Source organism: Pseudoxanthomonas suwonensis, assembly GCF_010093235.1.
Taxonomy (GTDB): domain Bacteria; phylum Pseudomonadota; class Gammaproteobacteria; order Xanthomonadales; family Xanthomonadaceae; genus Pseudoxanthomonas; species Pseudoxanthomonas suwonensis.
In genome coordinates this window covers 129,431-155,061 of sequence record NZ_PDWP01000003.1, presented here as the reverse complement: position 1 = coordinate 155,061, position 25,631 = coordinate 129,431, and the positions used below count along the sequence as shown (strand labels likewise).

Annotated in this window: 20 protein-coding genes and 1 pseudogene; 6 read left to right on the top strand and 15 right to left on the bottom strand. The window is 71.3% G+C overall.

All coding sequences use genetic code 11. The features are described from left to right. Positions 1–294 (top strand): annotated as a pseudogene (locus CSC68_RS02500) (hypothetical protein); the annotation flags it as partial. A 249-nt stretch (positions 295–543) separates the two neighbouring features. Beyond that, positions 544–3,918, top strand: a complete 3,375-nt coding sequence (locus CSC68_RS02495) for an autotransporter domain-containing protein (RefSeq protein ID WP_162201914.1) — start codon at positions 544–546, stop codon at positions 3,916–3,918. A gap of 86 nt (positions 3,919–4,004) precedes the next feature. Here the strand turns inward: CSC68_RS02495 and folE2 are convergent, their stop codons facing one another. From folE2 to efp, 6 genes are all read right to left on the bottom strand, one after another. Continuing rightward, a complete protein-coding gene (gene folE2 / locus CSC68_RS02490) occupies positions 4,005–4,949 on the bottom strand; it encodes a GTP cyclohydrolase FolE2 (RefSeq protein WP_162201913.1) in 945 nt (314 codons plus the stop codon). A 164-nt stretch (positions 4,950–5,113) separates the two neighbouring features. Beyond that, positions 5,114–5,830 carry a squalene/phytoene synthase family protein gene (locus CSC68_RS02485; RefSeq protein WP_162201912.1) on the bottom strand — a complete coding sequence of 239 codons (717 nt, stop codon included), beginning with the start codon at positions 5,828–5,830 and terminating at the stop codon, positions 5,114–5,116. 53 nt (positions 5,831–5,883) lie between these two features. Next, positions 5,884–6,570, bottom strand: coding sequence for a phosphoglycolate phosphatase (gene gph, locus CSC68_RS02480; RefSeq protein ID WP_162201911.1), 687 nt, complete (start codon positions 6,568–6,570; stop codon positions 5,884–5,886). After that, complete coding sequence (gene ubiG / locus CSC68_RS02475) at positions 6,567–7,295, bottom strand: bifunctional 2-polyprenyl-6-hydroxyphenol methylase/3-demethylubiquinol 3-O-methyltransferase UbiG (RefSeq protein ID WP_211365678.1); 729 nt, start codon at positions 7,293–7,295, stop codon at positions 6,567–6,569. The genes gph and ubiG overlap by 4 nt, the downstream gene beginning before the upstream one ends. 73 nt (positions 7,296–7,368) lie before the next feature. Further along, positions 7,369–8,706 carry a TRZ/ATZ family hydrolase gene (locus CSC68_RS02470; RefSeq protein WP_162201909.1) on the bottom strand — a complete coding sequence of 446 codons (1,338 nt, stop codon included), beginning with the start codon at positions 8,704–8,706 and terminating at the stop codon, positions 7,369–7,371. A 383-nt stretch (positions 8,707–9,089) separates the two neighbouring features. After that, the gene (gene efp, locus CSC68_RS02465; protein ID WP_162201908.1) at positions 9,090–9,656 is read right to left on the bottom strand and encodes an elongation factor P; all 567 of its coding nucleotides are present in this window, start codon (positions 9,654–9,656) and stop codon (positions 9,090–9,092) included. 113 nt (positions 9,657–9,769) lie between these two features. On the opposite strand from efp, the gene epmB reads away from it, so the two are divergent. Beyond that, the gene (gene epmB / locus CSC68_RS02460; protein ID WP_162201907.1) at positions 9,770–10,810 is read left to right on the top strand and encodes an EF-P beta-lysylation protein EpmB; all 1,041 of its coding nucleotides are present in this window, start codon (positions 9,770–9,772) and stop codon (positions 10,808–10,810) included. A 13-nt stretch (positions 10,811–10,823) separates the two neighbouring features. Here the strand turns inward: epmB and queA are convergent, their stop codons facing one another. Together queA and CSC68_RS02450 are read right to left on the bottom strand one after the other, a co-directional pair. Then, positions 10,824–11,855, bottom strand: a complete 1,032-nt coding sequence (gene queA, locus CSC68_RS02455) for a tRNA preQ1(34) S-adenosylmethionine ribosyltransferase-isomerase QueA (RefSeq protein WP_162201906.1) — start codon at positions 11,853–11,855, stop codon at positions 10,824–10,826. A 59-nt stretch (positions 11,856–11,914) separates the two neighbouring features. Beyond that, the gene (locus CSC68_RS02450; RefSeq protein ID WP_162201905.1) at positions 11,915–12,346 is read right to left on the bottom strand and encodes an Lrp/AsnC family transcriptional regulator; all 432 of its coding nucleotides are present in this window, start codon (positions 12,344–12,346) and stop codon (positions 11,915–11,917) included. 196 nt (positions 12,347–12,542) lie between these two features. Here CSC68_RS02450 and CSC68_RS02445 point away from each other — a divergent pair, with 196 nt between their 5' ends. Continuing rightward, positions 12,543–14,039 carry an aminotransferase class III-fold pyridoxal phosphate-dependent enzyme gene (locus tag CSC68_RS02445; protein WP_162201904.1) on the top strand — a complete coding sequence of 499 codons (1,497 nt, stop codon included), beginning with the start codon at positions 12,543–12,545 and terminating at the stop codon, positions 14,037–14,039. Between the two features lie 143 nt (positions 14,040–14,182). On the opposite strand, the gene CSC68_RS02440 is transcribed toward CSC68_RS02445, so the two are convergent. From CSC68_RS02440 to CSC68_RS02430, 3 genes are read right to left on the bottom strand one after another with little or no spacing between them, the layout of a single operon-like run. After that, entirely contained in the window at positions 14,183–14,800 is a 618-nt protein-coding gene (locus CSC68_RS02440; protein ID WP_013534880.1) for an inorganic diphosphatase, read from the bottom strand. Positions 14,801–14,855: 55 nt separating this feature from the next. Next, positions 14,856–16,232, bottom strand: a complete 1,377-nt coding sequence (locus CSC68_RS02435) for a purple acid phosphatase family protein (protein ID WP_162201903.1) — start codon at positions 16,230–16,232, stop codon at positions 14,856–14,858. Beyond that, positions 16,220–17,356: an NHL repeat-containing protein gene (locus CSC68_RS02430; RefSeq protein ID WP_125076891.1), complete on the bottom strand. Its 1,137-nt coding sequence runs from the start codon at positions 17,354–17,356 to the stop codon at positions 16,220–16,222. Before CSC68_RS02430 ends, CSC68_RS02435 begins: the two co-directional genes overlap by 13 nt. A 164-nt stretch (positions 17,357–17,520) precedes the next feature. On the opposite strand from CSC68_RS02430, the gene CSC68_RS02425 reads away from it, so the two are divergent. After that, positions 17,521–19,920, top strand: a complete 2,400-nt coding sequence (locus CSC68_RS02425; protein ID WP_162201902.1) for a TonB-dependent receptor plug domain-containing protein — start codon at positions 17,521–17,523, stop codon at positions 19,918–19,920. 98 nt (positions 19,921–20,018) lie between these two features. Then, complete coding sequence (gene upp, locus CSC68_RS02420; protein ID WP_162201901.1) at positions 20,019–20,651, top strand: uracil phosphoribosyltransferase; 633 nt, start codon at positions 20,019–20,021, stop codon at positions 20,649–20,651. A 58-nt stretch (positions 20,652–20,709) separates the two neighbouring features. On the opposite strand, the gene CSC68_RS02415 is transcribed toward upp, so the two are convergent. The 4 genes from CSC68_RS02415 to CSC68_RS02400 form a co-directional block, all read right to left on the bottom strand. After that, positions 20,710–22,470, bottom strand: a complete 1,761-nt coding sequence (locus tag CSC68_RS02415; protein WP_162201900.1) for a glycoside hydrolase family 9 protein — start codon at positions 22,468–22,470, stop codon at positions 20,710–20,712. A gap of 141 nt (positions 22,471–22,611) precedes the next feature. After that, positions 22,612–23,517, bottom strand: coding sequence for an MBL fold metallo-hydrolase (locus CSC68_RS02410; RefSeq protein ID WP_162201899.1), 906 nt, complete (start codon positions 23,515–23,517; stop codon positions 22,612–22,614). Positions 23,518–23,571: 54 nt separating this feature from the next. Further along, complete coding sequence (gene ggt / locus CSC68_RS02405) at positions 23,572–25,341, bottom strand: gamma-glutamyltransferase (RefSeq protein ID WP_162201898.1); 1,770 nt, start codon at positions 25,339–25,341, stop codon at positions 23,572–23,574. Next, positions 25,338–25,619 carry a YfhL family 4Fe-4S dicluster ferredoxin gene (locus CSC68_RS02400; protein WP_162201897.1) on the bottom strand — a complete coding sequence of 94 codons (282 nt, stop codon included), beginning with the start codon at positions 25,617–25,619 and terminating at the stop codon, positions 25,338–25,340. The genes ggt and CSC68_RS02400 overlap by 4 nt, the downstream gene beginning before the upstream one ends. Between the last annotated feature and the right edge of the window lie 12 nt (positions 25,620–25,631).

The window sequence follows — 25,631 nt, the reverse complement described above, 5'->3', positions numbered from 1 at the left end:
GGCGATGTTCCGCTTCCTGCGCATCGCCATCCGATACCGCCCCGGTCGTCCCCTGGCGAGCTGGTACCCAATACCGGGATGCGGGTGCCGCGCACGGCCGCGGCCGGCGAGACCTTCACCATCAGCGTCCCGGTCGGCGCGGTGGTCGAAGCCTTCGGCGAGCATGTGGAAGCCCAGGCCGGAGGAGAAATCCGCCTCCAGGCCCCGGAAGCACCCGGCGTCCATGTCATCCGTGTCAGGCAATCCGGGCGCGCAAGTCCGGTGCCGTTCCGGATCACGATCACGCCGCGCTGAGCCGCCCTGACCCGGGCGGCGCACCAGCACGCCGCGGGAGCCGTCTCCGCTGACACGCATGCCTACGCGATGTGCGTCCGCCCCCGCGCGCTACCCAGTGGCACTGCCGAACCATGGACCGCCAGTGACGCCGGCCTTGCACGTTCGTCGGATCGCGCGGCCGCGACCGTTGTCCTGAACACCGGATAAAGCTAGCGTCCACTCCGTCGTCGCGCACGACGCGGCGGCCCTAACAGACAAGGATTTCCAATGAACAAGACGTTCTGCCTCCGCGGCCGCGGGCCCCGTGGGCACTCGGCGCTGGCCCTTGCCATCGCCACTGGCCTCGCCTCCCTCGCCTCGGTTCCCGCCACTGCCGCCGGGCTGGATACCCTGCAGCAGCAGGCCGCCAAGGCCGCGATCGCCAGCGCCTTCCGTGCCGCGAATCCGGCCGTGGCCATGGCGCTCGCCCAGGCCCCGCTGCCGGGCGACGCCTTCAGCCGCCGCTGGACCGCGGTTACGCCCTCCAACCCGTCCGACCCCGATGGCTGGGTCGACGATGAATTCGAGGCCGACTGGGGCCTGGCCGCCATCAACGCGCAGTACGCCTATGCGCGCGGCCTCAGCGGCGCCGGCGTGCGCCTGGGCCTGGTCGACTCCGGCACCGCGTTCCATCACTCCGAATTCGCCGGCAAGGACCATCGCGCCCTGGTGATGGCCGACCTGCTGGCCGACGGCTCCCGCTGCGCGGACACCGGCGTGGTGTGGAACGCGTCCGGCACCTGCTTCTACTCCGAAGGCGACAAGCCCGCCGTCACGGCCGAGGACTTCCTCCTGGTCGATCCAGCCGACCTCGCGCCGGATTGGCAATTCCTCGCCGGCAATGTCTTCTACAAGTTCGACAGCCACGGCACCCACGTGGCGGGCACCATCGCGGCCAACCGCGACGGCAGCGGCATGCACGGCGTCGCCTTCGGCGCCGCCCTCAGCGCCGTGCGCATGTTCAACGACGCACTCACCCTGTACGACTACGACTGCCTCGCAGGCTTCGATGAGTGCCTCACGGTTACGACCAACCCCAGCGGCAGCGCACTGGGCTACGCCTACGACCAGGCCATCGCCCAGGGCGTGCACGTGATGAACCACAGCTGGGGCTTCGGCTACGAGGTCTACACGCCCTCGGACGCCGTGATCCGGACCGAACAGATCCTGCTGCATCCGGGGGATGCCGCCTACGTCGGGGCCATCGCGGACGCCTCGGGGCGTTCGGGCATGGTCCAGGTGTTCTCGGCCGGCAACACGTTCGACGTCATCGCCAACCCCGGCGTGGCCAGCCCGCAGCCCACCGCGCCGGCCACCCTGCCCGTGGTCTTCCCGGAGATCGAGCAGTACTGGGTCAGCGTGGTCAACCTCAACGACCAGCTCCAGCTGAGCAACCGCTCAATGAAGTGCGGCATCACCGCCGAGTGGTGCATCGCGGCCCCGGGCAGCGAGGTCCTTTCGACCGTGGTGGCCGAAGGGACGGACGTGGGCGACGAATGGGACTCGCTGGCCGGCGACTGGCTGGTCGACTCCGACGGCAACCTGCGCTTCGAGCTCGAGGACCGCATCGGGGTCGAGGGGTACGCCAAGTACTCCGGCACCTCCATGGCCGCCCCGCACGTGACCGGCGCCCTGGGCCTGCTGCTGGAGCGCTTCCCGTACCTCACCGCCGCCCAGGTACGCGACGTCATGTTGACCACCGCCACCGACCTGGGCGCGCCCGGCGTGGACGAGGTCTACGGCTGGGGACTGCTGAACCTGCGCAAGGCGATCGAAGGCTACGGCCAGCTGCGCGTGGACACCGAGGTGGTGATGAACGCCGCCGCCGGTGGCATCAAGACCTGGGAAGGCGGCGCATGGGATGACTGGACCAACGACATCGGCGGCCCGGGCCGGCTGACCAAGTCCGGCGCCGGCTGGCTGCGCCTGTCCGGTGACAACAGCTTCGGCGGCGCCACCGTCACCTCGGGCATCCTCGAGTTCGACGGCGACAACCACCTCACCTCCAACGTGCGCGTCGAAGGCGGCACCCTGGTGGTCAACGGCAGCTTCAGCGGCAGCCCGCTCGACGTGGTCGGCGGCATGGCCGTGGTGAACGGCACCGTCTCCGGCACCCCCACCTACGTCGGTCCCGATGGCACCCTGGGCGGCAGCGGCACCCTGGGCGACACCCGCGTGGCCGGCACCATCGCCCCGGGCAACTCGATCGGCACCCTGACCATCGACGGCGACTACGTGCAGGAAGCCGGTGCGCGCTTCGTGGCCGAACTGCTGCCGCCGGACCAGGCCGACCTGCTGCGCGTCACCGGTACCGCCACCCTCAACGGCGGCACCCTGGTGCTCAGCTCCGAGGCGGGCCAGCCCTTCGTGCTCGGCCAGCAGTACCAGCTGCTGACCGCCGAAGGCGGCATCATCGGCAACTTCGCCTCGGTCGACAACTCGAACCTGTCGCCGTTCCTGTCGGTCTCGCTGCTGCAGGACGCGGGCACCTTCGGCGTGGACGTGATCCGCGGCGCGGCCCTGGCCACCGCCGCCGGCACCCCGAACCAGTCGGCCATCGCCGCCTCGCTCGACGCGCTGCCGGACAGCAGCAGCCTGCTGCGTGCCCCCACCCAGCTGTCGGCCGCCGAGGCCCGTGGCGCGTTCGACAGCCTCTCCGGCGAAATCCACGCCAGCGCCCAGCAGGTCCTGCTGGAAGGCAGCCGCCTGGTCCGCGATGCGGCCCTGGGCCGGGCCGGCGGCAACGCGTTCGACGTGGAAGCCGGACGGGATACCGGCGCCTGGGTGGAGATCCAGCACCAGGGCGGCGAGATCGCCGCCGACGGCAACGCGGCGCGGGCCAGGTACAGCGGCAACGCCGTGCTGGTGGGCATCGACCACGCCTTCGACGCCGGCTGGCGCATCGGCGTGTTCGGCGGCACCGGCGACACCGACTTCAACGTGCGTGGCCGCGGCTCGCGCGGCGAGGCCAGCAGCACCCACGTCGGAGTCTATGCCGGCACCTCGTGGGGCAGCTTCGGCCTGTCGCTGGGCCATGCCCGCAGCCAGAACGAAGTCGACGTCAACCGCACGGTCGCCTTCCGTGGCTACTCCGACGCCCTGGCCAGCCGCTACGACGCCGACAGCAGCCAGACGTTCGTCGATGTCGGCTACCGCTTCGCCAGGGGCCGGCTGGAACTGGAGCCGTACGTCCAGTACGCCCATGTCGAAGTCGACACCGACGGCTTCAGCGAGCGTGGCGGCGCGGCGGCCCTGGCCGGCCGTGGCGCCGAGGCCCGTGCGGACCTGTCCACCGTCGGCCTGCGCCTGGCCACCCACCTGCCCGGCAGCGAGCAGTCCGATGCCTGGCTGAGCCTGCGCGCGAACCTGGGCTACCGCCATGCCAGCGGCGACCAGGTCCGGCACGCCCGGCTGGGCCTGGTCGACGGCGGCGAGGCGTTCGACGTGGCCAGCCCGGCCATCCGCGACGAGGCCCTGCTGCTCCAGATCGGCGCGGCCGCGCGCCTCTCGGCCAACAGCCAGCTGGACCTGGGCCTGAGCCATGTCGATGCCGACGTGGCCAACGACACCGGCATCAACGCCCGGTTTACGGTCAACTTCTGACCCGCTGGACGAAAAAGGGCGCGGCCTCGCCGCGCCCTTTTTCTTTGCGTGCGGCCCTGACGCAGGCCGCGGCGTGCCGGCGAGGCTTACGCGGCCGGGCCGCTGCCGCTCACGCTGGCCACCGCGTCGTGCGGATGCAGGCTCTCGAAGTGCGACACCGTGGCCTGGTAGTGCTCGATCCGCGGGTCGGCCGCCAGCACCGAGGCCACGCGCCGCGCGGCGTCCTCGCAGAACATCAGGTTGGCGGCGTTGAGCTCGGCGAAGGCCTGCTCGTCCTCGCGCTTGACCGCGGTCTGTACCGGGGTGCCCAGCGAAGCCTCCAGCGCATCGATCAGCGCCACCAGCGGCAGTTCGTCGAACTGCGGACGCAGCTCAACGCGCACCTTGGCCTCGCTGCGCTGCGCGTGCGGGGTGGCGGCCATGCCGCGCTCCGAGGACAGCCACTGCGCGATTTCCTCGACCCGCAGCGCTTCGGCATCACCGAAGTCGGCGCGCAGGCGCGCGGCGTTGGCCTGGCGCGACAGCGCCGCCGAGCACGGACAGGTGCTCGAGTACTCCAGGCCGAAGCCGAGCACCAACTTCAGGTGGCCGTCCTCCAGCAGCGCCTCGATCTCCACCGGATAGCGCTTCCAGCCGGCGTTGTCGCTGCGCAGGGCGCGGCGCAGCAGCAGCGCCTCGTAGCGCAGGCGCAGGCGCGCGCGGGTGGCCAGGCCCGCCTGGGATTCGATGCTCGCCTGCAGGATGTGGCGCAGGCCGGCCGGGGTGACTTCGTGCCGGGCCAGCTCCTCCTGCAGCCGCATGTACAGGCGCGACATGTGGATGCCGCGCTCGCCGGCGCGATGCAGGTTCACCGACAGGTCGGCCTGGGCGGCGACCTGGACATGGCCGCCGGCGCCGTCGGGCACGCGCACCGGGATGGCGATGCCCTCCATGCCGACCCAGTCCAGCGGACGGGCCAGCGCGGCCGGCTGGTGGGCGACGTCCGGCAACAGTTCGCCGGCGCGGGAGAGATCGGGAGCAGGAAGGGCCATGGGGAGGATTCGATGTTCGGGGGGAGCATCCGGCCGGACGGCGGAGCGTCCGCTTCGGGCCACGCGGGCAGGAAGCGCCGGACCAGTGCGGGCCATTGTAACGGCTGGGGCCCCCCGGCCCCGGCGCGACAGCGGGACGGAGTGTGCCGGCCGGCGGCCCCGGTTCAGCCCCGGGCTGCCCGCCAGGCGCTCCAGAGGATGCGCAGGGGGTGCGCGCCGGCGCTGCGTCCGGCGGCCTGCGGACGCAGCCTTCCACGCGCCAGGGCCGCCCAGATCCGGCGCGGCACCGCGCCCGGGACGCGCCCGTGCCAACGGGACAGCAGGACGCCGGCCCACGACCGCTGCGCGCGTTCGGCCTGGGCGGTGCCCGAATCCCCACCCAGCAGGCTCTGCGGCACGGCCGCCTGGCCAAGCTCGGACAACCGCCCGGCCAGCACCTGGACCGCGATCTGCTCCGCCTCCGCGACCGGGCCGCCCAGCACCACCGCCTCCACCTCCGCCACCGCGGTCGCGTAACGGGACAGCGCGGCGACGGCGCCCTCCGGATCGGCGGCGCGGCCACGGGCCGCAACCAGGTCCGGCAGCGCGGCGGCCAGCCGGTCCCAGGGGGCCGGCACCGGCTCCAGCATCCGCCCCAGCGGGGGGCGGGAGCGGGGTCCGGCCCAGTCGGCCAGCTCGGTGGCCCACCAGCCCAGCTTGGCGTCGGCCGGCAGCGGGTCGCCGGCGATGTTGAGGATGTCGTCGAACTCCTGCAGCAGGGCGAACCAGGCCACGACCCGGTCGCGCTCGGCCTGCGGCACGAACACCTCGGCCACGGCCCACTCCGGCCAGCGCTGCCGCCATTTGTCCAGGAAACTGTCGAGGGCCGTGGGTGTGCTCATGGAAACTCCGGCGGGCGAGCCCGCGGGCCGGACGCGGATGCCGGCGGTTGCGGTCACCGGGTCGGCCAGGCGGCCGGGGTGACCAGTTCGTGCGGGCGTTCGGCCACGCGGTCGGCCTGCCAGGTCAGCGGGTCGTCGCCGTCGAGCCGGTAGCCCCACAGGACCGCGATCGAGGGCATGCCGGCCGCCTTGGCGGCCAGCACGTCGCGCTCGTCGTCGCCGACGTAGACGCAGTCGGAAGGATCGACGCCGAGGGTGCGCGCGGCCTCCAGCAGCGGCAGCGGGTGCGGCTTGCGCTCGGCATAGGTGTCGCCGCCGACCAGCACCGCGCAACGCTCCTGCCAGCCCAGTCCGGCGACCACGTCGCGGGCCAGGTACTCGGCCTTGTTGGTGATGATGCCCCAGCGCGCGCCAGCGGCTTCCAGCGCTTCCAGCATCCCGGCGATGCCGTCGAACAGGCGGCTGTGCCGGCCCAGCTCCTGCTGGTAGACCTCGAGGAACTCCGCCACCAGCGCGGCGTGCGCCTCGCCCTCGGCTTCGGGGAACACGAAGGACACCATCGCCCGCGCGCCCTTGGACACGTGCTTGCGCAGCGCGTCCGCATCCACCGGGCCGAGGCCACGGGCAGCGAGCATGCGGTTGGCGGTGGCGACCATGTCCGGGGCGCTGTCCAGCAGGGTGCCGTCCAGGTCGAACAGTGCGACCGGCGGGAAACGCCCCGCCCCTGCCCCACCCGTCACGGCTTCACCGCGCAGGCCAGGTAGTTGACCGAGGTCTGGCGCGACAGGCTGGCGCGCTGGCGCAGCGGGTCGTAGAACAGGCCGCTGACGTCCTCCAGCTGCAGGCCGGCATCGCGCAGCCAGGCCGCCAACTCGGAGGGCTTGATGAAGTCGGCATAGCGGTGCGTGCCCTTGGGCAGCAGCCGGGCCACGTACTCGGCGCCGACGATGGCCAGCGCGAACGCGGCCGGGGTGCGGTTGAGCGTGGACAGGAACAGGCGGCCGCCGGGCCGCAGCAGCTTCGCGCAGGCGGCGATGATCGCGCCCGGATCCGGCACGTGCTCGAGCATCTCCATGCAGGTGACGGCGTCGAAGCTGCCGGGACGCTCCCCGGCCAGCGCCTCCACCGACTGCACCAGGTACTCGACCTGCACGCCGGACTCCAGCGAGTGCAGGCGCGCCACCTTGACCAGTTCGGGAGCCAGGTCGGCGGCGGTCACGCGCGCGCCGCTGCGGGCCAGCGCCTCGCTGAGGATGCCGCCGCCGCAGCCCACGTCCAGCACCGTGCTGCCGGCCAGCGGCACGCGGCTGGCGACATAGTCCAGGCGCACCGGGTTGAGCACGTGCAGGGCCCGCTGCGGGCCGTCCGGGTCCCACCAGCGGTTGGCCAGCGCGGCGAACTTGTCCAGCTCGGCCTGGTGGTAGTTGGCGCCGGTGTCGGCTTCGGCGTGGGTCATCATCGTCATTCCTCCGCGAGGCGGCCATTGTAGGCCAGCCTTCCGCGACGGCCGCGCGATGCGCGGCCACCGGTTGCAGGTTTCAGCGGCCGAGCGCGGCGATGCGCTGGCGCCACTGGCGGGCATTGGCGAGCACGGCGGCGGTGTCGATATCCACCAGCTCGCGCGAATCCAGCTTGCGGCGGCCGGCAATCCACACGTCGGTCACCTGCTGGCGGCCGGTGGCGTAGACCAGCTGGGACAGCACGTGGTGCAGCGGCTGGGTTTCCAGCGCCGACAGGTCCACGCACACCAGGTCGGCCTCCTTGCCCGGTTCGATCGAACCGATGCGCTCGCCGAAACCCAGCGCGCGGGCGCCGCCCAGGGTGGCCGCGCGCAGGGCGGTCGCCGCGTCCAGGGCGGTGGCGTCGTTGGCCACGGCCTTGGCCAACAGGGCCGCGGTGCGCAGCTCGCCGAGCATGTCCAGGTCGTTGTTGCTGGCGCAGCCGTCGGTGCCGATGGCCAGGTTGACGCCTGCGCGCTGCAGGGCGCAGGCCGGGCAGAAGCCGGAGGCCAGCTTGAGGTTGGACTCGGGGCAGTGCGCCACGTGCACGCCGCGTTCGGCGCACAGGTGGATCTCGGCCTCGGTCAGCTGGGTCATGTGCACCGCGATCAGGCGGTCGTTGACCAGGCCCAGTCGGTCCAGTCGCGCCAGCGGACGCTGGCCGTATTCCTTCAGCGAGTCGGCGACTTCCTGCGCGGTCTCGTGGGTGTGCAGGTGCACCTGGGTGTCGAGCTGGTCGGACAGCATCCGCACCCGCTCGAAGTTGGCGTCGCTGACGGTGTACGGCGCGTGCGGGGCGAAGGCGGTGGCGATCAGCGGATCGTCGCGCCACTGGTCGTGCACCTCGCCAGCCTTGTCGAAGTACTCGTCGTCGCTGCGCGCCCAAGCGGTGGGGAAATTGATCACCGGCAGGCCGACCAGGGCGCGGAAGCCGTGCTTCTTGTAGACCGCGGCCTGCACGTCCGGGAAAAAGTAGTTCTCGTTGGCGCAGGTGGTGCCGCCGCGCAGCATCTCGGCGATGGCCAGGGCCATGCCGTCGGCGACGAACTCCGGCCCGATCACCGCGGCTTCGACCGGCCAGATGTGCTGCTGCAGCCAGGTCATCAGCGGCAGGTCGTCGGCGACGCCACGCAGCAGGGTCATCGGGTTGTGGGTGTGGGCGTTGACCAGCCCCGGGATCAGCGCCGCGTCGGGACGCTGCACGACCTCGGTCGCGGAGAAGCGCGCGCGGGCCTCGGCGGTCGGCAGCACCGCCACGATGCGGCCACCGGAAACGGCGACCGCGTGATCCTCCAGGACCACGCCGTGCGGTTCGACCGGGACGACCCAGCCGGCTTCGATGAGAAGGTCGCAGGCCTGGGGGATAGTGTCGGTCATGCGTTCCTGCCCGGTTCGTTGTTGTTATTGGAGGACATCATCCCAGCGTGGGACGGATGCGTCACGCATGTTCCAGCCGCAGCGGACCAACCACCGCCGTCCCCACGCAAGCGGGGACCTGGCGACTTCGATCGCGGAGGTATGACGGCCTGCGAATGCGGTGTTGCGCGGTGTCGATGCCACGACGCCCGCGGCAAGCCGTGGATCTGGAAGGCGCTGGGCTGGCCTGCCAGCCACCCGATCACCCTGGGACGCTCGCCAGACGCGGGAATCCGCGCGCATGGGTGCGGCGGCGCCCCTGCAAGGGCGCTACCCCGGCTTACGCCGGGATGACGACGATCCGCCAAGGCCGCGGCCGCCAGCGGCGGCCACGGGCCGGCTCGTCACTTCACGCGGGAGACGTACTCGCCGGAGCGGGTGTCGACGCGGATGATCTCGTCCTGGGCCACGAACAGCGGAACGCGGACCACGGCGCCGGTCTCCAGGGTGGCCGGCTTGCCGCCGGTGCCGGCGGTGTCGCCCTTCACGCCCGGGTCGGTCTCGACGATGCGCAGCTCGACGAAGTTCGGCGGCGTGACCTGGATCGGGTTGCCGTTCCACAGGGTGACCACGCAGTCCTCCTCGCCCTTCAGCCACTTGGCGGCGTCGCCGACGCCGGCCTTGTCGGCCTGGACCTGCTCGAAGGTCTCCTGCTGCATGAAGTGCCAGTACTCGCCGTCGTTGTACAGGTACTGCATGTCGGTATCGACGACGTCCGCGGCCTCGACCGAGTCGGTCGACTTCATGGTGATTTCCTGCACGCGGCCGGTGCGGATCTGGCGGTACTTCACGCGGGTGAAGGCCTGGCCCTTGCCCGGCTTGACGTACTCGGTGTCGGTGATGATCGCGGGCTCGTTGTTGACCAGGATCTTCATCCCGTTCTTGACGTCGTTCATGCCGTAAGAGGCCATGGGAACTCCTTGGGGTATGGCGTGGCCGCCAAGCGGCGGCCGGCAAGTTGGTGGCGGCGGTTAGAATGTGCAGGCGCCCCGCCGTCTCGGCCGGGCCGTCCTCCAGACCGCACATGATACCTGCAGCCCCCACGCCCATGCAGCCGGAGCCCGTGCTGGCGCCCGCCCCCGTTCCCGCCACCCCGCGCTGGCAGCGCCTGTGGCGCGAGGCCGTACGCGACCCGCGGGAGCTGCTGGCCCTGCTGGGCCTGGACGCGGTGGCGGCCGGGATCTCGGAGGCCGCCGCGTCGCAGTTCGCCATGCGCGTGCCGCGTGGATTCGTTGCCCGCATGCGCCCCGGCGACCTGCACGACCCGCTGCTGCGCCAGGTCCTGCCGGTGCTGGACGAGGAGCGGATCGTGCCCGGCTTCGCCCTGGACGCGGTCGGCGACGGCCTGGCCAAGAAGGCCGACGGCGTGATCCAGAAGTCCCGCGGCCGCGCCCTGCTGGTGGCCACCGGCAGCTGCGCGGTCAACTGCCGCTACTGCTTCCGCCGCCATTTCCCCTACGCCGAGGAGACCGCCGCGCGCGACGGCTGGGCCGGCGCGGTGGCCGCGATCGCAGCCGATCCGGGCATCGACGAGGTGATCCTGTCCGGCGGCGATCCGCTGTCGCTGGCCACGCCCAAGCTGGCCGAGCTGAGCGCGCAGCTGGCGGCGATCCCGCACATCCGCCGCCTGCGCATCCACAGCCGCCTGCCGGTGGTGCTGCCCGAGCGCATCGACGAGGCCTTCGTGGAGTGGATGTCGGCCCTGCCCTGGCCGGTGGCGTTCGTGATCCACGCCAACCACGCCAACGAGTTCGATGCCCCGGTCGACCAGGCCCTGGCCCGCCTGCGCCGGGCCGGCGCCCAGCTGCTCAACCAGGCCGTGCTGCTGCGCGGGGTCAACGATTCGGTCGACGCGCTGGCCGACCTGTCCGAACGCAGCTACGCCGCCGGCGTGCTGCCCTACTACCTGCACCAGCTGGACCGGATCCAGGGCGCGGCACATTTCGAGGTCGAGGACGAGCGCGCCCGCGAACTGCACCGGCAGCTGGCCGCGCGCCTGTCCGGTTACCTGGTGCCGAAGCTGGTGCGCGAGGTCCAGGGCGATCCGGGCAAGCGCCCGCTATGAGCCGGGCGGGGCCTCAGTCCTCCAGGCCCCACAGCAGCATCGCGTCGCCGTAGGAGAAGAAGCGGTAGCGCTGCTCCACCGCATGGCGGTAGGCGGCGAAGATCCGCTCCTGCCCGGCGAAGGCCGAGACCAGCATCAGCAGCGTGCTTTCCGGCAGGTGGAAGTTGGTCACCAGCGCGTCCACGCTGCGGATCCTGTAGCCGGGGAAGATGAAGATCCGGGTCTCGCCGGCGAACGGCTGCAGTTCGCCATCGCGCATCGCGCTCTCCAGCGCGCGCACCACGGTCGTGCCCACCGCGACCACCCGCCCGCCGGCAGCGCGGGTGCGGCGGATCTGCGCCACCAGTTCGGCGCCGACGTTGAGCCACTCGCTGTGCATGGGGTGCTCGCGCACGTCCTCTACCCGCACCGGCTGGAAGGTGCCCGCGCCCACGTGCAGGGTGACGTGGCCGAACTCCACGCCGCGCTCGCGCAGGCGCTGCAGCAGGGCGTGGTCGAAATGCAGGCCGGCGGTCGGCGCCGCCACCGCGCCGACTTCGCGCGCGAACACGGTCTGGTAGCGCTCGGCGTCGGCCGCGTCGGGCTGGCGCTGGATGTACGGTGGCAGCGGCAGGCGCCCGACCCGGGCCAGCCATTGCTCCAGCGGCTCGTCCACCTCGAAGCGCACGACAAAAAATGCATCCTCGCGCCCCACCACCTCGGCCTGGCCGCCGCCATCGAGCTCGATCCTCGAGCCGGGCCTGGGCGACCTGCTGGCGCGCATCTGCCCCCGCGCGTGCGCGTCGGGAAGCAGGCGCTCGATCAGGATCTCGACCCGGCCACCGCTTTCCTTCTGCCCGAACAGCCGCGCCGGGATCACCCTGGTGTCGTTGAACACCAGCAGGTCGCCGGGTTGCAGCAGCTCCGGCAGGTCGCGCACGTGCAGGTCGGCGAAGTCGCCTTCGCCGGGCGGCACCACCAGCATCCGGCTGGCCGAGCGCTCGGCCAGGGGCGCCTGCGCGATCAGCTCCTCGGGCAGGTCGTAGTGGAAATCGGACTTCTTCAAGGCGGTGGCGGCGCGTGGGGGGCCGGCATTGTACGGCCGCGCGCCGGCCCGGCCGGTCTTCAGCGCTCGAACTTGGTCGACAGGATGATCGAGGACGAGGTGCGCTCGACGCCTTCCAGCGCGCCGATGCGGTCGGTCAGCTCGTCCATGGCGCCGACGTCGGCGGCCACGCCCAGCGCCACCAGGTCATGGACGCCGCTGACCGAATGCAGCGCGCGCACCTCGGGCATCTCGGCCAGCGCCTTGACCACCGCCGGCGCGCGCTTGGGCGAGACGGTGATCAGGATGTGCGCGCGGATGCGGTCGCGCTCGTAGCCGTCGTCCAGCCGCACCGAGTAGCCGCGGATCACCCCCTGCTTCTCCAGCCGGTCGATCCGGCTCTGCACCGTGGTCCGCGACAGCCCGAGCCGGCGCGCCAGCTCGGCGGTGGACTGGCGCGCGTTCTCGCGCAGCAGGGACAGCAGGCGTTCGTCGGCGGCAGATAGTTTCATGGCGACGCCATTTTTCGTCGATTCGCCGAAATACTAGCGCCTATTCGCCGGAATACAGCTGCCATGTGACGATCCGGCCCCCTTAAGATGGGGGTGAACGCGCCCCGCGACCACGCCGGGCGACCACCGCCCCGCCGGGACCGGCCCCAGCGACCACCTGTCGCCCCGGCCGCCCGGCCCGAACCGGAGGCCTGCCATGTCCGTTCTCGCCCCACTCGCCCCGCTGCGCGCCCATGCCGGAAACCGCCTGACCACCGGCCTGGACGACGCCACCCTGGAGCGCCTGGCGGCCGGCCACCCGGACCTGCGCGCCGCGATCGAGGCCGCCGGCGCCGGGTACGCGCGCCAGCACGCCGACCTGGCCGACCTGCTCGACCTGGACGAGGAGGCGCAGATCGCCGCCGTCCAGCAGGGTTTCGTCAACTTCTACGCCGATGACTGCGTGACTCCGTACATCGCCCTGGCCGCGCGCGGCCCGTGGGTGGTGACCCTCAAGGGCGCGGTGCTGTACGACGCCGGCGGCTACGGCATGCTCGGCTTCGGCCACGCGCCGCCGGAGGTGCTCGAGGCGATGGCCCGGCCGCAGGTCATGGCCAACATCATGACCCCCAGCCCCTCGCAGCGGCGCTTCGTCCAGGCGCTGCGCGCCGAGATCGGCCACGGTCGCGGCGGCTGCCCGTTCGAGCGCTTCATGTGCCTCAACTCCGGCTCCGAGGCCGTGGGCCTGGCCTGCCGCATCGTCGACATCAACGCCAAGCTGCAGACCGATCCGGGCGCGCGCCATGCCGGCGCCACCATCAAGCGCCTGGTGGTCAAGGGCAGCTTCCACGGCCGCACCGACCGCCCGGCGCTGTATTCGGACTCCACTCGCCGCACCTACCGCCAGCACCTGGCCAGCTACCGCAACGAGGATTCGGTGCTGGTGGTGCCGCCGTACGACATCGCCGCCCTGCGCAAAGCCTTCGCCGACGCCCAGGCCAACGGCTGGTTCATCGAGGCGGTGTTCCTCGAGCCCGTCATGGGCGAAGGCGACCCGGGCCGCGCCGTGCCGGTGGACTTCTACAAGGCCGCCCGCGAACTGACCCGCGCCCACGGCAGCCTGCTGCTGGTCGACTCGATCCAGGCCGGCCTGCGCGTGCACGGCGTGCTCTCGATCGTCGACTACCCCGGTTTCGAGGGCATCGATCCGCCGGACATGGAGACCTACTCCAAGGCGCTCAACGCCGCCCAGTTCCCGCTGTCGGTGCTGGCGGTGACCGCGCATGCCGCGGGCCTGTACCGCAAGGGCGTGTACGGCAACACCATGACCACCAACCCGCGTGCGCTGGACGTGGCCTGCGCCACGCTTGGGCTGCTGACCCCGCAGGTGCGCCAGAACATCCGCGTGCGCGGCGCCCAGGCGGTGCAGAAGCTGGAAGCGCTGAAGGCCGAGCTGGGCGGGCTGATCACCAAGGTCCAGGGCACCGGCCTGCTGTTCTCCTGCGAACTGTCGCCGGAGTTCAAGTGCTATGGCGCCAACTCCACCGAGGAATGGCTGCGCACGCACGGGGTCAACGTGATCCACGGCGGCGAGAACTCGCTGCGCTTCACCCCGCACTTCGCCATGGACGAGGAAGAGCTGGACCTGCTGGTATCGATGGTCGGCCGCGCCCTGCGCGAAGGGCCGCGTCGGGAGCAGGTGGCGGCCGCCTGAAGGCGCGAGTCGCTTGAAGGGCTAAAACGAGGCTCAAGCGCTGACTTCGGGAAGGGGCCGCCGTGCCTTGGGCATGCGGCGCGCCCCTCGGGACGGCGGACTCCCTCCGAAGTCATGCAACCGGAAGCCCTGCCGTTGCCGCCTCACTCCCCTCGGTACCGCTCCAGCGCCCGGCCGATCAGCGCCCTGGCCTCGGCCGCATCGCCCCAGCCCGACAGCTGCACCGGGTTGCTGCCTTCCGGCAGGTCTTTGTAGATCCGGAAGAACGCCTCGATCCTTTGCCGCTCGATCTCCGGCAGGTCGGCCAGGTCGCGGATCCGCGCATAGGTCGGATCCACCTTGTCGACCGGCACGCCGACGATCTTCTCGTCGTGCTCGCCCTTGTCGAGCATGCGCAGCACTCCGATCGGGCGGAAGCGGAGCAGCACGCCCGGATGCAGGGGCTCGCGGGTCAGCACCAGCGCGTCCAGCGGATCGCCGTCGCCGGCCAGGGTCCGCGGCATCGAGCCGTAGTTGGCCGGGTAGACCACCGGCATCGACTGGAAACGGTCGACGAACAGCAGGCCCTCCTCATTGATCTCGTACTTGGTGAAGCTCCCGGCCGGGATCTCCACCGCCAGCAACACCTCCTCCGGTGCCTGCCTGGGCTGGGACGCCTGCAACGGATGACGGACGGGCGCCTGCTCCTGCCCGGCGAGAGCCGGCCAGGACAGGCAGGAAAGCAGCGCCACCGCGGCGACGCGACGGATCAGCACGTGCATGGGTTCGGCTCCTGGGGAAACGGGTGGATTCGACCGGCGGCGAAGCGGCGGCGCATCACTCCCAGCACCGGTCGGCACGCCCCTTGGGGGTCCGCGCGCGGGCGCAGGCGCGCTCGCCGATGCGGCCGTCGGCCTGCTCGACCAGCCGGGTCGCCCCGCCCTCGCGCACCAGTTCGAAGGCGTCGTACAGGCGGCCGGTCGCGGTGCGCGATTCGTAGCGCAGGCGTGCGCCGTCGAGCCGGATCACCTGGAACAGCTGGGTGTCCTCGGCCACCGGCGCCATCGTCGCGCGCGCCTCGGGCGAGAGCCGGTACTGCTTGGCGCCGGCCACCGAGACCAGGTACTGCGGCGTCGCCTGGCCGGCCCGCAGCCCGCCGCGACGGCCGTAGACGTGGTCGTGGCCCTGCAGCACCAGGTCGACCCGGCGCCGCTCCAGCACCGGCAGCACGTGTTCGCGCAGCAAGGCGTTGTCGCGGTCCTGGCGCGGCGAGAACATCGGCTGGTGGACCATGACGATGCTCCAGCGTCGCGGGCTGTCGGCCAGCACCGCGTCCAGCCAGCGCGCCTGGTCCCGGGCCGTGCCCAGGTCGAGGGCGGAGGTGCCGTCGAGCCCCGCCACCCGCACGTCCTGGTAGTCGAACCAGTAGCTGGTGCCGCGCGCACCCGGCGCGCCGTTGCCGGGCAGGGCGAACACGACCGGCCAGTGCGCGCCGAGCACGCGACGTTCCTGCGGCGTGTCCTCGAACTCCTCGAAGTACTCGTGGTTGCCCGGCGCCGGAGCGACCACCATCGAAGTCGGCCGCGCGCCGAGGGAGGCGAACCATTCGCCCCATTCGTTGTCGTCCTCGCCGTCGCCGCCGCTGACCAGGTCGCCGGCGAACAGCGCCAGGCGCGCGTCGGGGGCGTGGCGCATGGCCTCGCGCAGCACTCGCGTGCCCAGGCTCAGGTTCTTGTTCTGGGTGTCGCCGAAGTACAACAGGGTCAGCGGCGCATCCGCGGCCGCGGCGGTGCGGGTGTGGAACCAGGCGCTCCAGCTGCGGGCGCCCTGCACCCGCCAGGCATACAGGGTGTCGGGCTGCAGCCCGCCAACCTCGACCCGGCGCTGGTGCGCAAGCCCGTTCTCGGTCCGCAAGGGGGTGCTGCTCGCCAGCAGCCGGCGCGGGCTGCCCCTGTCGGGCGAATCGCCGGCGACCACGATCTCCAGCGCGGGCGAGCGTACCGAGGCGTCGGTGCGCCAGGCCACCGCGAAGCCGGTAGCCGCCTGCTGCAGGGGCGAGGCGACGATCCGGTCCGGCGCGCCGGTCGGTGCGTGCCAGGCGGCGCCTTTCGGGACCTGGGGGTTCGGCTCGGGCGCGGCGTCGCGGGCCTGCAGCGATGCGCAGGCGGCGGCCAGCAGCAGCCCGGCGGCAATGCAGCGGATCAGCGGGCGCATGCCGGCAGCTTCAGCGCGGCGGCGATGTCGCGCCAGTCGAACGCGGCCACCCCCAGGTCCAGGTGCGAGGCGTACAGCACGCCCTGCGGGAAGCGCGCATCGCCGCGCTCGTCCAGCCAGATGCCATCGGTCAGGCCGGTGACCTCGCCCGCGAATGAGCCCGCGTGCGCCAGGCTGCGGCGGTCGAACAGGTGGAACACGGTGCGGTCGGCGAACTGGTCGCTGCCCACCCACCAGCCGCTGCCATCCGCACAGCGCAGCAGGGCGATACCCTCGGCCTGGGCCCGGTACTGGCTGGCGCCCACGTCGCGGCCGCGGTAGCGGCCCTGCAGGTCGTACTCGCGAAGGCGGGTGCCGGTGGGCACGTCCTCCTCGGCCACCAGCAGGCGGTCGTGGGCTTCGTCGCCGAACAGCGACTCCGGCACCCGGATCGCGCCGGCGGCGCTGGTGTCGCCGAAGGTCCCGGCGGCGCGCGCGCTCCAGCCGTCCGCGGCCTGGACCACCTCGTAGCGGCGGAAGCGCCGGTCCAGCTGGTCCAGCGGCGGCACGATGTCGTCGCCCTGCGCGTCCTCGCCGGCCATGTAGGCGTCGCTGACCAGTACCTCGTAGCCCTGGCCGCGGTGGCGCACCCATAGGCCGTAGGGCTGCTGCAGCCCGTCCTGGCCGAAGCTCAGCAGGGGCGCGAAGTCCGGCAGGGAGAACATCTGCACCCGGCGGTTGTCGCGCTCGACCACGAACAGGTAGCGGTCGTCGATCGTGGCCACGCCGTTGGGCCTGCGCAGCTGGCCCGGGCCCGTGCCCGGACCACCGACGGTACGCAGGCGCCGGCCGTTGTCGCCGTCGTAGACCACCAGCCGGTCGGTGGCCTTGGCGCTGGCGACCAGCATCCGCTTGCCGTCCTGGATCCAGCTGGCCGGCGAATCGATGTTGTCCTCCGGCGTGGGCGGGGTCAGGAAGGCTTCCTTCACCACCACATGCGGTACCTGGTGGTCGCGCAGCAGGACGTCGTCGGCATCGTACTGGTCGGGTTCGCGGTCCGGCACGGCGGCGGTCGGCGTAGTCGAGCAGGCGGCCAGCGGCAGCATGGCAGCCAGCCAAAGGCAGGAAGACAGGCGCAACTTCATGGTTTCCCCAGCATGGTTCCAAGACAGGTGCCGCATCGTATGAAACGATTGTGACAATCCTGAGACCCGACACGCCGCTGTCATCGCCCGCCCACGTGTCACACCGGTGCCATATCCGGCGGTGAAAGTTCCGTTCATTTACCACCCCACGGAACTTCCTTTCGATGAAACGCAACACGCTCGCCATCTGCCTTTCGCGCGCCCTCGCCTGCGCGGTCCTGCTGCCCCCATGCGCCGCGCTCGCCGCCCCGGCACCGGCACCGGGGCCGGCCGCCGCCGCCGCGGGCGAGCCCAAGCAGTTGGACGCGGTCGTGGTCCAGGGCGAGATCGCCTACCGCAACCGCGCCCCCGACATCGAACCGACCCTGGTCTACGACCTGGAATACTTCCAGCGCTTCGAGCCCAACACCGTCGGCGACATGCTCAAGCGGGTGCCCGGCGTGGGCTTCGTCGGCAGCGACATCATGGAGTACGACGGCGCCCAGCTGCGCGGCCTGGGCGGCGGCTACACCCAGGTGCTGATCAACGGCAAGAAGGTGCCCGGCGCCGGCGACGACCGCTCGTTCTACGTCGACCGCATCCCGGCGGAGATGGTCGACCACATCGAGATCAAGCGCAGCGCCAGCGCCAACCGCAGCGGCGACGCGATGGCCGGCGCGATCAACATCGTCCTGCGCGACGCCTACGTGTTCGACGGCAGCTACTTGCGGATCGGCGCCGACCGCTGGGACGACGGCGAGGTGAACCCGACCTTCGGTGCGGTGACCTCGTTCGAGGCGCTCGGCGGGCGGCTGCTGGCCGGGGTCAACGTCCAGGACCGCTACCGCTCCAAGTTCAAGCGCTCCGACCGCTTCACCGACGACACGATGGAGGAGAAGGTCAGCTGGGAGGACCAGACCGAGGTCAAGGACGGCCGCGACTACTCGGCCAACCTGAGCTACACCGCCGAGGTCGGCGAGACCGGCCGCTTCGGCGTCGACGCCTTCTACGTCAAGACCGACCGCGACGTGACCGAGGTGTCGTTCGAGGAGGAAGTGGACGACGACGAGGTCGAGAACAAGCGGGTGCCGGGCCTGAATCCCTACGACCAGAAGAACTACGGCATCGGCCTGGACTACCGCTTCGACATGGCTGGCGGCACCACCCGGCTGAGCCTGGACCACGCCCGTTTCGAGGATTACGAAGGCACCACCGAGGGCGAGCACGTCTACGTCGGCGATGCGGCCGGCTGGGACGAGACCTGGAGCATCGACGGCGCCGAGTGGGACGAGACCGTCTACGAGGCCGAGGCCATCGACGCCAAGGACAGCGAGACCGGCTTCACCCTGGCGCATACCCGTCCGCTCGGCCGGGCCGAGCTGCAGTTCGGCATCGACGTGCGCAACAAGAAGCGCGAAAGCCTGGTCACCAGCTACGAATGGGAGGCCGACGAGGAAGGCCAGGCCGCGCCGGCCTTCCCGGCCGACTACGCCCTGGACGGCAGCGTGGCCTCGGTGATCGAGGAGAAGCGCGTGGACCCGTACGTCATGCTCAGCGGCCGCGGCGAGGTCTTCGCCTGGGAAGCCGGCCTGCGCTACGAGACCACCCGGGGCCAGGTCGAGTACATCGAGGACGAGGAAAGCGAGGGCCGCATCGACAAGGGCTACGACCAGTTGCTGCCCTCGGTGAACCTGCGCTGGGACGTGACCGATGCCGACCGCATCAGCCTGTCGCTGGCCAAGACGGTCAAGCGCCCGAACTTCAACGAGCTGATCCCGGCCCTGCTGGACGGCGAGTTCGGCGACAACGACTACATCGGCAACCCGGAACTGGAGCCGGAGACCGCCAATGGCATCGACCTGGGCTTCGAGCACCGCCTGGGCCGGCGCGGCGTGGTGGGCCTGAACTTCTTCTACCGCGACGTCAAGGACCTGATCGAGCTGGTCAACACCGGCGCGCCCAGCGAGGCGGCGGTCGAGGACTACGAGGACGACATCGCCGACATGGTCGACGACGGCGACTACGCCAGCGAGGCCGAAGCCATCGCCGCCAACCCGTTCGAGGCCGAGAGCTGGTTGTTCACCTCGGCCAATGTCGGCGACGGCAAGGTCTACGGCTTCGAGTTCGACCTCTCCACCCCGCTGTCCGCGTTCGGCATGGACGACACCGGCGTGTTCCTGAACTACTCATGGGTCGACTCCCGGGTCGATGACTTCATGGGCCGGCGGCGCTTCAACGACCAGGCCAAGAGCACCTTCAACATCGGTTTCATCCAGGACCTGCCGGCCCTGGCCGCCAGCTTCGGCCTGACCTACCGCAGGCAGGGCGACGCCTACGCCCGGTTCCTCGGCGAGGAAGCCATCATCCGGTACGGCGGGGAACTGGACGCCTTCGTCGAGAAGCGCTTCGGCCGGAACTTCTCGGTGCGGCTGTCGGCCAACAACCTGCTCGACGCGAGCAAGGACGAGTTCTTCGACAAGTTCAACACCCTCGAGGACCAGCTCGACCGCGACTACGACGAGTACGAGCTCGAGACCGAGGAAGCCGGGCCCAGCTACCAGCTGGTGATGCGCATGGCGTTCTGAGCCGCGCACCGGGTGGAGCCGGCGCAGCGCCGGCTTCGCCTTTCCGCATCGACGCGTTTGCTGCAGACTTTCCAGGCCCCCATACCTGCAGGCCCGCCATGAAAGCCGTCGAAGTCCACCATCCGCTCGTCCAGCACAAGATCGGCCTGCTGCGTTCGGCGGAACTGAGCACCAAGGGCTTCCGCGAGCTGGTCACCGAGCTGGGCACCCTGCTGGCCTACGAGGCCACCGCGGACCTGGCGATGGAGGAGACCACCATCGAGGGCTGGGCCGGCCCGGTGCAGGTGCGACGCATCGCCGGCGCCAAGATCAGCCTGGTGCCGATCCTGCGGGCCGGGCTGGGCATGCTGCCTGGGGTTCTCGCCCTGATTCCTGCCGCGCGCGTGAGCGTGGTCGGGCTGCAGCGCGACGAGGAAACCCTGCAACCGGTCCCCTACTTCGAACGCCTGACCGGCCGGCTGGACGAGCGCGATGCCTTGATCCTGGACCCGATGCTGGCCACCGGCGGCTCACTGATCGCCACCATCGACATGCTCAAGCGCGCCGGCGCGCGCCGGATCAAGGGCATTTTCCTGGTGGCTGCGCCGGAAGGCCTGGCCGCGGTCGAGGCCGCGCACCCGGACGTACAGATCTACACCGCCGCCATCGACGAGCGGCTCAACGACAAGGGCTACATCCTGCCCGGCCTGGGCGACGCCGGCGACCGCATCTTCGGTACCCGCGTCGACTGAGCGATGCCGGCCTCACCGCAGGAACGGCGGCCACCGGCCGCCGTTCCTGCGCCACCGCTCACTCCGCCGGCGTCAGCGCCTGCACCGCCGCGGCCACGTAGACCAGCGGCGCGTTCCAGTTGATCGCCACCTCGTTGCTGGCGTAGCTGCAATCGTGGTCCATCCACGACAGCGCCGGCACCCTGGACGGATACCGCACCGGCGCACAGTCCGTCGCATCCTGCTGGCCCGGATTCGGTCCGCCGGAGAGCCAGCCCGGCACCGGTTCGACGATGCCATCGGCCTGCGACGGCCGATGGTGCACGTGCATCGGCGTGCGCAGGCCGTAACCGGTCACGAAGGACACGCCCAGCGGATTGCGGCCCAGCACCCAGTCCAGCTGCGACTGCGCCGCGTCCAGCAGCGCGCGGTCGCCCTCGAGGTGGTAACCCTGCAGCATCAGCAACGCCTGGTTGAGCGCCACCGCGTTGCTGCCCCAGACGAAATCGCCGGCCTGCATCGAGCCCTTCCAGGCCGAATCCGCCTGCCGCTGCTGCAGCGAACGCGCCGCCTGGGCCAGGCCGTCGCGCACGCGTACGCGCGCGGCATCGTCAGGCAGCCGCGCGGGGTGCCGGGACAGCGAGATCCAGCCCAGCGCCCCGACATCCGCCCAGTTCGGCACCTGCGGCGTGACGGCGCGTGCGGCGAACACGTCCCAGTATGCCCTGTCGCCGGTGAGCAGGAACAGCTCGGCTGCCGCCCAGGCCCATTCGTCGTCCAGCTTCGAATCGCCATAGGCGCCGGTGCCCACGTCTTCCGGCTGCCGGTACTCGATCCCGGGATTGGCCTGCGCCCAGTCCCAGGCCAACCTGGCGGCCGAAGCCATGCGCTGCGCCAGCCCGGGAAACTGCGCCTCGTACGGCGCGTAGACGCGGCTGGCCATGGCCATCACCGCGGCGAAATCCAGCGCCGCCGCCGTGCTCTTGGCCACCACGTAGCGCGGCGCGGTGTCGCGGTGCGGCATCACCATGCCGGAGAACTGCAACGTGGTCAGCTTGTGGTACACGCCGCCGTCGGCCGGATCCTGCATGGCGAGCATCCACTGCAGGTTCCACAGCGCCTCGTCGAGGATGTCCGGCACCGCATCGCCGCTTTCCGGGATGCCGAGGTCGCGTCCGCGGAAGAACCCGGGGTGGTGCTCCCACGCGGCCAGCAGGGTCCACATGGTGATGCCGGAGTTGACCACGTACTTGCCGTAGTCGCCGGCGTCGTACCAGCCGCGAGGTGCGGAGATGTGGCTGCCGGCCGGTCGCTGCGGCGAGGCAGCCGACGCATGGACCAGGACCTTGTCGTCGGGATGCCCGGCCTTGCGCGCCCAGCGCCCGGCATGGGCGGGCTCCAGGGGCACGCCCGCTCGGTGGAAGTAGAACGCCTTGAGCGCGCCGGTGGCCACGCCCTCGTAGGCACCGGCGTCGACGACGAACGGGTCGGATGGAGGCAGGCCCTCCACCTGCAGGCGGTAGCGCCCGGGCGCGGACAGCGCGCTGAGGTCGGCGACCGCTGCGTCCAACCCGGCCGGTTCCCAGTGCGCAGGCGCTGACAGCACGCCTTCCAGCACCGGCTTGTGCCCGCCTTCGTCCACGACACGGAACCCCACCGCGCCGGCGCCTTCGACCAGTGCCAGCTTCTGCGAGCCAGGCGCGAAGCCAAGCTGGTTGATCCGCACCTGCTGCGGGCCGGATCCGGCCACCGGCGTGCGCGCCTCGCAGCCCAGCCCCAGCGGCACCAGGGCCAATGCCAGCGCCGCCTGCACCAGGCGACGCGATCCTTTTGCTGCCATCCTCCCTCCCTTGCCCTGCGGCAGGTTCCCGACCGGGAAACTTACCGGCGATGCAGGCGCAGCGATAGCCCACGCGCCAGGGCGCGTGCCCGTTCCGTGGCGTGGCGGCGGAGGCGCGACCCCGGGGCCGCGCCGTGGCTTTCAGGCCGCGAGGCTGTGTGCGCCCAGCGGCCGTGCCACCAGTTCGGCGACCTCGTGGATGGTGCGGTAGCGGCCCTTCTCGTCGCGCACCACCTGCGCCAGGGCACAGCCCGGGTCGTGGGTAAAGAACAGGTGCACGTTGCGCGCGAGCTTGTCTTCCAGGAACGCGCGCTTCTCGTCGATCAGCAGCTCGGCATTGCGGTCGTAGCCCATGGTGATGGGCAGGTGGACCCACGAGCGGCCCGGGATCAGGTCGGCGCAGAACACCACCCCGCCATGCGGCTGGCCGTCGACGGTCTCGGGGCCGACGATCTCGGCCAGCATCAGGCCCGGGGTATGGCCATCGCTGAAGCTGAAGCGGACGGTCTCGCCCAGCGCCTGCGAGCAGGGCCCTTCGACGATTTCCAGCCGCCCGCTGCTCTCGAGCAGTGCGGGCAGCTCGGGAATGAAGCTGGCGCGGTCGCGCGGATGCGGATGCCGCGCGCGTTCCCAGTGGGAGGCACCGACCAGGTAGGTGGCATTGGGGAACAGCAGCTCGGGCTGGCGGCCTTCGGTCCACGGCGCCAGCAGGCCGCCGGCGTGGTCGAAATGCAGGTGACTGAGCACCACCACGTCGATGTCCTCGTGCTCGAACCCGGCCGCGCGCAGTGAGTCCACCAGCACGTGGCGGTCTTCCTGCACGCCGTAACGCTCGCGCAGCTTCGGCTCGAAGAACGCGCCGATGCCGGTCTCGAACAGGACCGTCTTGCCGTTGAGCGGGCTGGCCAGCAGTGCGCGGCAGGCCAGGTCGATGCGGTTCTGCTCGTCGGGCTGCGCCCACCTCTCCCACATCGCCTTCGGCGCGTTGCCGAACATGGAGCCGCCGTCGAGCTTCTGCGAATTACCGCGAATTGACCAGAGTTTCATGGAACGAATGTAGCGCCGCATCGGTTAAGAATCCGGAACCCCAGCCCATCCCGCTCAGGGCGCGACGGCCTCCCCGCTTCGCAGGCGCACCTCGGCCTTGCCCACCGGATTGCGCGGATCGGTCCCGCCCTGCAACTGGCCACTGCGGCGATCCCACATCACGGTCTGCAGGTTGCCCCAGAAGTGGCTGGACGCACCGGCGGAAACGCTGCCCTCCGGCAGGTGCAGGGCGTGGCCCATGGCACGCAGGCGGCTGGCCACTTCCGGGCTGAAGGCGCCGGTCTCGGCCTCGACCACGTCCGGCTGCCACTGGTGGTGGTAGCGCGGCAGCGCCGCCACCGCCTGCGCGTCCAGGCCATCGGCGTAGCCCAGCACGCCCAGCAGGACCATGGTGATGATGCGGCTGCCGCCCGGCGTACCGAGCACCGCGACGCGGTCCGGCGACACCATGAAGGTCGGGGTCATCGAGCTGAGCGGACGCTTGCCCGGCTCCGGCGCGTTGGCCGCGTAGCCCATCACGCCGAAGGCGTTGGGCTGGCCTGGCAGCAGGGCGAAATCGTCCATCTCGTTGTTGAGCAGCACGCCCGTGCCCGGCGGCACCAGGCCCGAACCGAACAGCAGGTTCACCGTCTGGGTCACGGCGGCGCGGTTGCCCTCGGCGTCGATGATCGAGAAGTGGGTGGTCTCCTCGTCCTCCAGCGGCGTGGGCAGGCCGGAGAAGATGTCGCTGGGCGTCGCCTTTTCCGGATGGATGGTCGCGCGCAGGCCGGCGGCATATTCGCGGCTGGCCAGCACTTCCACCGGCACGTGCACGAAGCCGGGATCGCCCAGGTAGAAGGTGCGGTCGCGGAAGGCGCGGCGCATGGACTCGATCGTCAGGTGCGCGCGGTGTGCCGGATCCAGGTCCGCCAGGTTCCAGCCGGCCAGCACCTGCAGCATCTGCGCCAGGGCCACGCCACCGGAGGACGGCGGCGGCGCGGTCACGATCTCCCAGCCGCGATAGTCGAAACGCAGCGGCTCGCGTTCGTGCACCTGGTAGGCGGCCAGCTCCTGGGCGGTCCATTGGCCGCCCTCGGCACGCACGCCCGCCAGCAGCTTCTTCGCCACCGGACCACGGTAGAAGCCGTCGAAACCCTCCCTCGCCAGCGCTTCCAGGGTGCGCGCGAGGTCGGGCTGGCGCAGCAGCTGCCCCTGCATCGGCGGCTTGCCGCCGGCCAGGAACACCGCGCGGGTACCGGGATAGCGCTCCATCACCTTCCGGCGGGCCGCGTAGCCACGCTCCAGCCGCTCGTAGACCGGGAAGCCCTCGCGCGCCAGGCGGATCGCCGGCGCCAGGCTGGGGCTCAGCGGCAGGCGGCCATACTTCCCGGCCACGTGCACCAGGCCGGCAGGCAGGCCGGGGATGGCCGCCGACCACGCCCCGTTCTGCGAACGCTCGCGGTCGAGCCTGCCCTCGGCGTCGCGGTAGCGGTCCGGGGTGGCCGCCGCGGGTGCGGTTTCCCGGGCATCGATGAAGACATCGCGGCCGCTGGCCGCGTCATGCAGCAGGAAGAAGCCGCCACCGCCGAGGCCGGAGCTGATCGGCTCCACCACCGACAGCGCGGCGGAGACGGCGACCGCCGCATCGAACGCGTTTCCGCCCTGCTCCAGCACCTCGAAGCCGGCGGCGGTGGCGAGCTCGTGCGCGCTGGCGATGGCCGCGCCCGGCGGCTGGCTGGCGACGACCTGGCGCGACGCTTCGCCGCCGTCGGCGGCGAAGGCGGCCTGCGGGATCGCGGGCAGGAACAGGAACGCCAGCGCGAGCAGGCGTGCGGTGAGCCTCATGGGGCGGCCTCCGGTGCGTAGAGTTCCGGATGCTCCTGCTGCAGGCGCCGCAGCTTGTCCAGCAGCGCCTCCTGGCTTTCCGGATGCTCGGGGTCGGGATCGATGCATTCGACCGGGCATACCACCACGCACTGCGGTTCGTCGAAGTGGCCGACGCATTCGGTGCAGCGCGCGGGATCGATCACATAGATCGTCTCGCCCATCGAGATGGCCTGGTTCGGGCAGGCCGGCTCGCAGACATCGCAGTTGACGCAGAGTTCGTTGATCTTCAGTGACATCGCACAGCGGTC

What these genes read in the sequence shown, in the direction of transcription:
- CSC68_RS02495 (WP_162201914.1), top strand. Translation starts at nt 544, where the DNA reads ATGAACAAGACGTTCTGCCTCCGCGGCCGCGGGCCCCGTGGGCACTCG.
- folE2 (WP_162201913.1), bottom strand. Translation starts at nt 4,949, where the DNA reads ATGGCCCTTCCTGCTCCCGATCTCTCCCGCGCCGGCGAACTGTTGCCG.
- CSC68_RS02485 (WP_162201912.1), bottom strand. Translation starts at nt 5,830, where the DNA reads ATGAGCACACCCACGGCCCTCGACAGTTTCCTGGACAAATGGCGGCAG.
- ubiG (WP_211365678.1), bottom strand. Translation starts at nt 7,295, where the DNA reads ATGACGATGATGACCCACGCCGAAGCCGACACCGGCGCCAACTACCAC.
- CSC68_RS02470 (WP_162201909.1), bottom strand. Translation starts at nt 8,706, where the DNA reads ATGACCGACACTATCCCCCAGGCCTGCGACCTTCTCATCGAAGCCGGC.
- efp (WP_162201908.1), bottom strand. Translation starts at nt 9,656, where the DNA reads ATGGCCTCTTACGGCATGAACGACGTCAAGAACGGGATGAAGATCCTG.
- epmB (WP_162201907.1), top strand. Translation starts at nt 9,770, where the DNA reads ATGATACCTGCAGCCCCCACGCCCATGCAGCCGGAGCCCGTGCTGGCG.
- CSC68_RS02450 (WP_162201905.1), bottom strand. Translation starts at nt 12,346, where the DNA reads ATGAAACTATCTGCCGCCGACGAACGCCTGCTGTCCCTGCTGCGCGAG.
- CSC68_RS02445 (WP_162201904.1), top strand. Translation starts at nt 12,543, where the DNA reads ATGTCCGTTCTCGCCCCACTCGCCCCGCTGCGCGCCCATGCCGGAAAC.
- CSC68_RS02440 (WP_013534880.1), bottom strand. Translation starts at nt 14,800, where the DNA reads ATGCACGTGCTGATCCGTCGCGTCGCCGCGGTGGCGCTGCTTTCCTGC.
- CSC68_RS02435 (WP_162201903.1), bottom strand. Translation starts at nt 16,232, where the DNA reads ATGCGCCCGCTGATCCGCTGCATTGCCGCCGGGCTGCTGCTGGCCGCC.
- CSC68_RS02430 (WP_125076891.1), bottom strand. Translation starts at nt 17,356, where the DNA reads ATGAAGTTGCGCCTGTCTTCCTGCCTTTGGCTGGCTGCCATGCTGCCG.
- CSC68_RS02425 (WP_162201902.1), top strand. Translation starts at nt 17,521, where the DNA reads ATGAAACGCAACACGCTCGCCATCTGCCTTTCGCGCGCCCTCGCCTGC.
- upp (WP_162201901.1), top strand. Translation starts at nt 20,019, where the DNA reads ATGAAAGCCGTCGAAGTCCACCATCCGCTCGTCCAGCACAAGATCGGC.
- CSC68_RS02415 (WP_162201900.1), bottom strand. Translation starts at nt 22,470, where the DNA reads ATGGCAGCAAAAGGATCGCGTCGCCTGGTGCAGGCGGCGCTGGCATTG.
- CSC68_RS02410 (WP_162201899.1), bottom strand. Translation starts at nt 23,517, where the DNA reads ATGAAACTCTGGTCAATTCGCGGTAATTCGCAGAAGCTCGACGGCGGC.
- ggt (WP_162201898.1), bottom strand. Translation starts at nt 25,341, where the DNA reads ATGAGGCTCACCGCACGCCTGCTCGCGCTGGCGTTCCTGTTCCTGCCC.
- CSC68_RS02400 (WP_162201897.1), bottom strand. Translation starts at nt 25,619, where the DNA reads ATGTCACTGAAGATCAACGAACTCTGCGTCAACTGCGATGTCTGCGAG.